This is a genomic window from Aurantibacter sp. (assembly GCF_042094015.1).
GTDB lineage: Bacteria > Bacteroidota > Bacteroidia > Flavobacteriales > Flavobacteriaceae > Aurantibacter.
In genome coordinates, this window is sequence record NZ_JBELDZ010000101.1 from 1 (window position 1) to 7,252 (window position 7,252).

Annotated in this window: 8 protein-coding genes; 4 read left to right on the forward strand and 4 right to left on the reverse strand. The window is 28.8% G+C overall.

Annotation, left to right across the window (positions count from 1 at the left end; all coding sequences use genetic code 11):
• A partial coding sequence (locus ACFDSN_RS11355) for a RimK family alpha-L-glutamate ligase (RefSeq protein ID WP_375239973.1) occupies window positions 1–640 on the forward strand: 640 nt, incomplete at its 5' end.
• Window position 641: 1 nt separating this feature from the next.
• Window positions 642–1,367, forward strand: coding sequence for a hypothetical protein (locus ACFDSN_RS11360; RefSeq protein WP_375239974.1), 726 nt, complete (start codon window positions 642–644; stop codon window positions 1,365–1,367).
• 117 nt (window positions 1,368–1,484) lie between these two features.
• On the opposite strand, the gene ACFDSN_RS11365 is transcribed toward ACFDSN_RS11360, so the two are convergent.
• Genes ACFDSN_RS11365 through ACFDSN_RS11375 form a run of 3 tightly spaced genes read right to left on the reverse strand, consistent with a single transcriptional unit; the run spans window position 1,485 to window position 3,799 of the window.
• The gene (locus ACFDSN_RS11365) at window positions 1,485–2,234 is read right to left on the reverse strand and encodes a glycoside hydrolase family 25 protein (protein ID WP_375239975.1); all 750 of its coding nucleotides are present in this window, start codon (window positions 2,232–2,234) and stop codon (window positions 1,485–1,487) included.
• 6 nt (window positions 2,235–2,240) lie between these two features.
• The gene (locus tag ACFDSN_RS11370) at window positions 2,241–3,041 is read right to left on the reverse strand and encodes a TerC family protein (RefSeq protein WP_375239976.1); all 801 of its coding nucleotides are present in this window, start codon (window positions 3,039–3,041) and stop codon (window positions 2,241–2,243) included.
• Between the two features lie 11 nt (window positions 3,042–3,052).
• On the reverse strand, window positions 3,053–3,799 hold the full coding sequence (locus ACFDSN_RS11375) for a CDP-alcohol phosphatidyltransferase family protein (RefSeq protein WP_375239977.1): 747 nt from the start codon (window positions 3,797–3,799) through the stop codon (window positions 3,053–3,055).
• Between the two features lie 124 nt (window positions 3,800–3,923).
• Here ACFDSN_RS11375 and ACFDSN_RS11380 point away from each other — a divergent pair, with 124 nt between their 5' ends.
• Both ACFDSN_RS11380 and ACFDSN_RS11385 read left to right on the forward strand, forming a co-directional pair.
• Entirely contained in the window at window positions 3,924–4,997 is a 1,074-nt protein-coding gene (locus ACFDSN_RS11380; RefSeq protein ID WP_375239978.1) for a PorV/PorQ family protein, read from the forward strand.
• A 1-nt stretch (window position 4,998) separates the two neighbouring features.
• Complete coding sequence (locus tag ACFDSN_RS11385) at window positions 4,999–6,171, forward strand: DUF4105 domain-containing protein (protein ID WP_375239979.1); 1,173 nt, start codon at window positions 4,999–5,001, stop codon at window positions 6,169–6,171.
• Between the two features lie 138 nt (window positions 6,172–6,309).
• Here ACFDSN_RS11385 and ACFDSN_RS11390 read toward each other — a convergent pair.
• The coding region (locus ACFDSN_RS11390; RefSeq protein ID WP_375239980.1) for a sugar transferase at window positions 6,310–7,252 on the reverse strand (943 nt) is incomplete at its 5' end.

Consider the following 7,252-nt stretch of genomic DNA (forward strand, 5'->3'; position numbering starts at 1 on the left):
CAAGCTAACGCAACTTCTAAATAGTGAAGCTATTATTAGATGGAATATAGATAAACATTATTTAAAAGATTTACAAGCAAAAAACGTGACTATTGCTGAAACCTTTTTTATTGAAAAAGGCAACTCTAAAACCTTAGCGCAATTACATCAAGAATTAGATTGGAAAGAAACTGTTTTAAAACCTTGTATTTCTGGTGCTGCAAGACATACATATAAACTTAATGCGCAAAATTTACAACAACACGAAGTTATTTTTAAGACTTTAATAGCTGAAGAAAGCTTAATGCTACAACCTTTTCAATATAATATTGTAGAAAAAGGAGAAATTAGCTTAATGGTTTTTAACGGAAAATTTACGCATGCAGTTTTAAAGAAAGCCAAAGCTGGTGATTTTAGAGTTCAAGATGATTTTGGCGGAAGTGTACACGATTACAACCCAACAACTAAAGAGATTATTTTTGCAGAAAATGCTGTAAATGCTTGCATAGAATTACCAATTTATGCCAGAGTAGATATTTTTGAAGATAACAATGGAAACATAGCATTATCTGAATTAGAGCTAATTGAGCCAGAATTATGGTTTAGAAAAAAACCTGAAGCTGCAATTGTTTTAGCTAAAGCTATTGCGAATTTATTTTAATATGAAAAAACCTTTAACTTTTAAACGTATTCTTAAAATAGTAGCAGGAATTATTATATTCTTTACGTTACCAACTTTATTGTTATTTGGTTACGTTTATTTTAAATATAATGAAGACTTACCAATTTCTAAACCAAGTATAGAAGCAGATATTTTAGCTAAAAAAATGTTAGACGCTTTAGATTACAACGCATACAAAAATACAGACTATATAGAATTTACTTTTAAAAATAGGCATCATTACAAATGGCAAAAATCTAAAAACACTTGCGAAGTGTATTGGAAAAATTTTCAAGTAAATTTAGACTTATCAAACACCAAAAACTCTACTGTTTTAGTTGGTAAACAAATTTATAACGGAATAGAAAAAGATCAATACATACAGAAAGCCTTAAACTATTTTAATAACGACACGTTTTGGCTAGTTGCGCCATATAAAGTTTTCGATACTGGAACCACACGAGCCATAACAACAAATAAAGCTGGAGAAGAAGGCTTATTAGTATCTTACAATTCTGGTGGCTCTACACCTGGAGATGCTTATTTATGGCATTTAGACCAAAACAGCAAACCTAAAAGCTTCCAAATGTGGACCAGTATTTTGCCCATACAAGGTTTTCCAGCATCTTGGGATACTTGGACAACAACAAAAACAGACGCGCAATTGCCAACGTTTCACAAATTAGGTGTTTTTGGATTAGAGTTAACAGGAATAAAAACGAATTAGTAAAACTTGACTTTGTCAATTTTTTAAGCTAACTTCGTTTAACTGCTGATATAAAACATTAAAACGTGTTCATATCATCTTGTTAAACGAAATTTTCTATTCTTAAAAAAACAAAGCTTACTCACAAAGCAATAACATCTCTTCAATAGAGCCATTAAAATAATTTCCGTCTACGTGGCTTTCTATTCCATTTACAACCATTTTTTCTGAGAATTGGTGGAATTTCCAATCAATAGCTTTTAACTTGCTGTTTTTAGAATACGATGCAATCCATAACGGATAATCTTTAACATAACCTTTTAAATAATTGTTATAATAAGACAAACCTGAATAAATTATAGGTTTCTTTCCATACTTGGCTTCGGCTAATTTTAACCAATTTAAAATACCTACACGCAAATTAGCTTCGCCATAAGGACTTTGTTCTTCAATATCTAAAACAGGCGTAAAATCGCCTTTATTAAGCGCTACTTTACTAGCAAAGTTTTCAAACTGAAGTGAAGAACTTTCGCTTGGTCTATAGTAATGATAAGCACCACGAATAAAATGATGCTTTTTAGCATTTTCCCAATTTCGTTTAAAATGCTTATCGGCTCCATCTTTACCCATTGTTGCACGAAAAAACATAAACTTTATAGGATGTTTTGAGTTGTTAATTTCGTCCCAATCTAAAACACCATTGTAATGAGATACATCTATTCCAAAAGCATATTTAGAATTTGAAAGTTTTAAGTTTTCAATATTACCGTTTTTATAATGTGTAACATAATAACGGTTAGAAATATCTGCAACAATATAACCTGCCAAAATAACCACTAAAGCTATTAGAAATTTATTGTAATTAGTATAAGCTGTTTTTGGCTTCAATTAAAACTATTGTTTCTTATCTTCTTTAATTAATTTTTTTTGATATCGACCTTGAACTACATCAATAACAACAAGAATAACAATAACAAAATAGAAGGTTGTTTTACTCATTGGTACAATATGTTCTCCAAAAATTTCTAAATGTGCTAAATGTCCACCTTCGGTTAATAACATTACACCTACAATAAATAAAATAAATAAACCTAAAACCTCGTACATTCTGTTTTTAGCTAAAAATGTAGAAATTCTATCGGCTAGAAACAACATTAATAATCCGCTACAAACAATAGCAATTGCCATAATTATAAATGCTATAGTAGAGTCTTCAATTTCGCTAGTTAAACCAATTGCAGCTAAAATAGAATCGAAAGAAAATACTAAATTCATTATTACAATACTTGTAATTGCTGCACTAGCAGATTTGTTTCGTTTATTTCCGCCTTCTATATCTGTATTTAAATCATCTAAAGCTATCATATGCCAAATTTCCTTAATTGCAGTATACAAAATAAATCCACCACCAAGTAATACAATAATACTATGACCGTTAAACTGAAATTTAAAAACATCTCCAATACTTCCGGTTAAAAAAGAAAACGGTTCCTGAAAAAAATCAATAATAGAAACTAGAACAAAAAGTAACACTATTCTTAATATAATTGCTATTAGTATTCCTGTTTTTCTAACTCTTTTTTGATCTGTTTCTGGCGCTTTTTTAGATTCTAAAGAAATATAAAGTAAATTATCAAAACCTAAAACAGCTTGAAGCATTACTAACATTAATAAAGTAAAAAGATATTCTAACATAATAAACTTGTTTATTTAGATATAATTGATAATAAAATATAAAGCAATATAATTAATGGTATTGCTGCAAAATGAAGTACTATTAATAATACAACGCATAATATTAAAAACACGTAACGTATTATATTATTTTTAAAACTATAATCTTTAAATTTTAAAGCAAAAAGCTTAATGTTTGAAGTAAGGATATAACAACTAAATACTATTAAGCCAATTAAAAACCATTGATTTAAAATTATAGAATTAATTAAATCGTTATTCTGGAACTCTATAATTAAAGGCAAAGACATAATAAGTAATGTATTTGCTGGCGTTGGTAATCCTTTAAAAAAGTCTTGCTGCTCTACATCTATATTAAACTTTGCTAATCTATAAGCAGAAGCACAAGTAACAAACAAACCTATTAATGGCAAGACAGATGCTTTAAATCCACTAAATTGAAACATATCATTCCAATCTGTATTTGTATCTGCAAAAGCAGGAGCATCAATAGATAGGCTAATTAACTTAAATAGAACTATTCCTGGCACTAATCCACTTGTTACCATATCTGCTAAAGAATCTAGTTGTAAGCCAATTTCGGAAGACACATTTAATTTTCTAGCAAAAAAGCCATCGAAGAAATCGAAAAATATACCTAAAAACACAAAAAAAGCAGCTAAGATCAAACTATTGTTTACTGCAAAAATCACTGCAATACTTCCGCAAAACAAGTTTAATAAAGTTATAAAATTAGGAATGTGTTTTTTAATATCCATTTTGTATTCTTTTTTGTAAAAATAACAAACTATTTACGTCTAAAACAAACATAAACACAATATAGTATTATTTTAGAAGTTTAATATGTTGAAAAAATGTATCATCTTTGTAAAAAAATTGCAATTGAAACTTAAAGTAAGTCTTTTATTAGTTTTTATTAGCTTATCTCTAAATGCACAAAGCGTAAGAAAATATTCTAACGAATTTATGAATATTGGTGTAGATGCTGCTGCTTTAGGTATGAGTAATGCTGTAGTTGCAAAAACTATGGATGTAAATTCTGGTTATTGGAATCCTGCTGGTTTAGCTAAGCTAGAAGACAAGCAAATAGCATTAATGCATTCTAGCTATTTTGCTAACATTGCAAATTATGATTATGCTGCTTTTGCTATGCCTCTAGATGATGGAAAAAGTGCTATTGGTGTTAGTTTAATTCGTTTTGCTGTTGATGATATTCTTGACACAACAGAGTTGATAGACGAGCAAGGAAACGTAAACTATGATAGAATAAAACTATTTTCTACAGCAGATTATGGTGTAACATTTTCTTATGCAAGACACTTACCAATAGAAGGTTTGTATTATGGTATTAATGCCAAAATTATTAGACGTGTTATTGGTGATTTCGCCTCTTCATGGGGTTTTGGTCTTGATGCAGCATTACAGTTTGAAAACCAAAATAATTGGAAGTTTGGTATTATGGCAAGAGATATTACTACAACTTATAATAATTGGGCTTTTAATGAAGAAGCCTTTGCTAGAGTACAAAATGCTGTTGAAGGACAAAATCAAGAGCTACCAGAAACTGCAGAAATTACTATTCCGAAACTTCAAATTGGAATGAGTAAAAAATTTGTTTATAGACACGATTATAGCTTAGAAGCTGAGTTTGATATAAATATGAGATTTGCACAAACTAACGATATTATTTCTACCAAAAGCATAAGTGTAAATCCGGCTTTAGGATTTGAATTTGGTTATATAGATATGGTTTACCTTAGAACTGGTGTAGGGAATTTTCAACGTGAATTACAATTTGACAATTCCGAAAGAACTTCTTTTCAACCAAGTTTAGGTTTAGGTTTTAAATACAAAGGCGTACATTTAGATTATGCCTTTACAGATATTGGAGACCAAAGTGTAGCCTTATATTCTAATGTGTTTTCTGTGAAATTAGATTTTAGTTTATTTAGATAATATGAACTTAAAAAGACTTCCCTTTTTAGTATCCATTCTATTTTTTACCTTTTCCTTTGGACAATCTACATTATTAGAACAGGCCAAAATAAGCATACTTACAATAGAGCAAGGCAAAAACATTTCTGATGCTTTTGGACATTCTGGAATTAGAATTAAGAATGGTAAAGAAGATGTTGTTTATGATTACGGTAGATATCCATTTAACGATCCAAATTTTATACTTAACTTCTGTAAAGGCAAATTAGATTATTCTATTGGGAAAGAGTCTTACAGAGACTTTATGTATCGTTACAAATACTTTAACAGAAGTGTAAAAGAGCAAGTTTTAGATTTAACTTTTGAAGAAAAACAAACCTATTACAACTACATTCTAAACAATTACAAACCACAAAACAGAGTTTATTCTTACGATTTCTTTTTTGACAATTGCGCCACAAAAATTCACGAAGTCACAAATACTGTATTAAATAATAGTATTGACTTTAAAACACCTAAAAGCTATTCTCCCAAAACATTTAGAACTTTAATACAAGACGAATTAAACAAAAATTCGTGGGAGAGTTTTGGTATTGATTTAGCGTTAGGTTCTAAAATAGACCAATTAGCAACAGAGAAAGACCATATGTTTTTACCAAAAAACGTATATACTTTTTTTAAAGTAGCAACTATAAACAATAAAACTCTTGTAAAAAGTAATAAAACCATTTTTAAGGCTAAACCAATAAATAACAACTCTTTTATAACTCTGCTTTGGAGTCCTTTAGTTATTTGTATTTTATTAGCTTTATTTATTATTTATAAAACTTACAAAGACTTTAAACAAAGTACGAGAAGTCGTTTTTTAGATGTTATAATTTTTACTATTACAGGTTTAATTGGTGTTTTATTACTTTTATTATGGTTTGCTACAGACCATAATATGACTGCACACAATTACAATATACTTTGGGCTTTTCCTTTAAATTTATTATTTATAAAAGCAGTTATAAACAAAACACCAAGTATTTTAGTTAGTAAATACTTTATGTTTTTAATTTTAATGCTTGTATTAATGTGTACGCATTGGATTTCTGAAGTACAACGCTTTGCGTCTACCATATTACCTTTAATAATTGCCTTATTAATAAGATATATTTATGTGTTTTGGTTTGTTAAATCTCAAAATAAATAATTGTATTTATTTTTAATTCACTCTTAAGAGCAAACTTGACTTTATCATTTTTTTAAGCTAACTTCGTTTAACTGCTGATATAAAACATCAAAACGTGTTCATATCATCTTGTTAAACGAAGTTCCTCAGAAACAAATTTTACTGACCTCTATAAAAGATAACCGTACTTAAAGTTTTAAAGAAGATGTTAAGGTCTAAAAGAAAGCTTCTATGCTTTATATAATATAAATCGTATTGAAGTTTAACTAAGCTATCATCGTAACTAGAACCGTAACGAGATTTTACTTGAGCCCAACCTGTTAAGCCTGGTTTAACAATATGTCTGGTTTGATAAAATGGAATACTTTTAGATAATTCTGTTACAAATTCTGGTCGTTCTGGTCTTGGTCCTACAACACTCATATCTCCTTTTAAAATATTGTAAAATTGTGGTAATTCATCAAACCTAGATTTTCTTAAAAAGCGCCCAAAAAGTGTAACTCTAGTATCGTTTTTTTCTGCCCAAATCGCACCATCTTTTTCTGCTTCTACTATCATAGATCTTAACTTATAGATCTTAAAGTTTTTTGCGTTTTTCCCAACTCTATATTGACTATAAAATAAAGGCCCACGATTTGCTATTAAATTTCCAATTAAAATTATTGGTAAAACCAATAAAGATAAAACCAAACCAACAAACGCAACTAAAATGTCTAATGTTCTACGACTAGCCAAATAAAGTCTATTTTTATTATTTCTACTGAAAGGGAAATATTTGTAAAAATCTTTTCCTACATACTGAACTGGTACACGAAACGTCATATCTTCATATGCTTGAGTATACTCTTTTATAGGGAAACCATTTTCTAACAACAACAATAAATCTGAATACAGTTGAGATGTAATAGCTTCAGAATCGTATGTAGCAACTACAATTTCAGAAATTTTCTGTTCTTCAATTGTCTTTAAAAAATCTGATGGCAAATATTCATCAATTTTATTAAATTTTTTAGGTGAATTCTCGTGTTTTTCACAATTAATAAATCCAATAATTTTATAATTTGGATCTGCAGATTGTAACGTTTTATATATGCCTTTAATA

Coding starts and splice junctions, on each gene's coding strand:
- ACFDSN_RS11360 (WP_375239974.1), top strand. CDS start 642: ATGAAAAAACCTTTAACTTTTAAACGTATTCTTAAAATAGTAGCAGGA.
- ACFDSN_RS11370 (WP_375239976.1), bottom strand. CDS start 3,041: ATGTTAGAATATCTTTTTACTTTATTAATGTTAGTAATGCTTCAAGCT.
- ACFDSN_RS11375 (WP_375239977.1), bottom strand. CDS start 3,799: ATGGATATTAAAAAACACATTCCTAATTTTATAACTTTATTAAACTTG.
- ACFDSN_RS11385 (WP_375239979.1), top strand. CDS start 4,999: ATGAACTTAAAAAGACTTCCCTTTTTAGTATCCATTCTATTTTTTACC.